General features: G+C 70.7%; 2 protein-coding genes. One reads left to right on the top strand and one right to left on the bottom strand.

Annotated features, from left to right (window positions below; translation table 11 throughout):
- Positions 1-260, bottom strand: a 260-nt coding sequence (locus J0695_RS40335) for a GntR family transcriptional regulator (RefSeq protein WP_206969767.1), incomplete at its 3' end; no start/stop codon positions are given.
- Positions 261-325: 65 nt separating this feature from the next.
- Between J0695_RS40335 and J0695_RS40330 the strand changes: the two genes are divergently transcribed.
- Positions 326-894, top strand: a 569-nt coding sequence (locus J0695_RS40330) for an MFS transporter (RefSeq protein WP_277990109.1), incomplete at its 3' end; no start/stop codon positions are given.

Genomic DNA, 894 nt, shown 5'->3' with positions numbered 1-894 from the left:
CGCGGCGGCCGCCGCGCCCCTACGGCAGGTGCCTGCGCCACCACCGTCCCGCCCCGCCCGCGCGTCACCACGATCCCGCGCTGACGCAGCTCCTTGTACGCGGTCGCCACGGTCCCCGCGCCGACCCCGAGCTCGTCGGCGAGCCGCCGCACCGGAGGCAGGGCCTCGCCGGGCCCCAACCCGCCCTCGGCCACCACCTGCTCGACGGACGAAGCAATCCCCTTGGCCGTCGTACCACTGATCGCATATTGTGCTGCCACGTAATCAAGTATGTATCAATACAAAAACCCAAGTCAAGCGCGCCACATCGGCGCAAGGGGGAACAATGAGCTTCAGCCGTCGCAGGGCCGCACTGTACGCAGGGATACCAGGCGGCCGCGACGGCCGCCGCATGCTCTGGATCGCTCTGATCAACAAGGCGGGCACCGGCCTCTGGATGGGCGCGGCGGCCCTCTACTTCACCTTCGTCACCGGCCTGTCCGTCACCGAAGTCGGCCTGCTCATGGGCATCTCGGGAGCCGCAGGCATCGCGGGAGCCCCTCTCGCGGGCCACCTCGCCGACCGCTTCCCCGTCACCCGGGTCCTCGTCTCGGCGCAACTCCAGCAAGCCGTCGCCCTGCTGGCACTGCTCACCACCGACAACTTCTCCCTGCTTCTCCTCTACTCCGCCGTCGCCAGCCTCGCCGACCGCGGCTCCAATGTCCTCACCAAGCTGTACGCCACCCGTGTCGCGGGCCCCGACCGCACCCGGTACCAAGCAGTGCAGCGCACCGTCTCCAACGCCGGCTGGGCCATCGGCGGCCTGGCGGGAGCCGGCGCCCTCGCCGCCGGCACCACCCACGCCTACCAGGCCCTGCTCATCGGCAATGTCGTCAGCTTCGCCGCCGCGGCGGC

Origin of the sequence: Streptomyces beijiangensis, assembly GCF_017315755.1 — a bacterium.
GTDB lineage: Bacteria > Actinomycetota > Actinomycetes > Streptomycetales > Streptomycetaceae > Streptomyces > Streptomyces beijiangensis.
The sequence above is the reverse complement of the archived record's forward strand: the minus strand, read 5'-3'. Positions and strand labels throughout refer to the sequence as shown.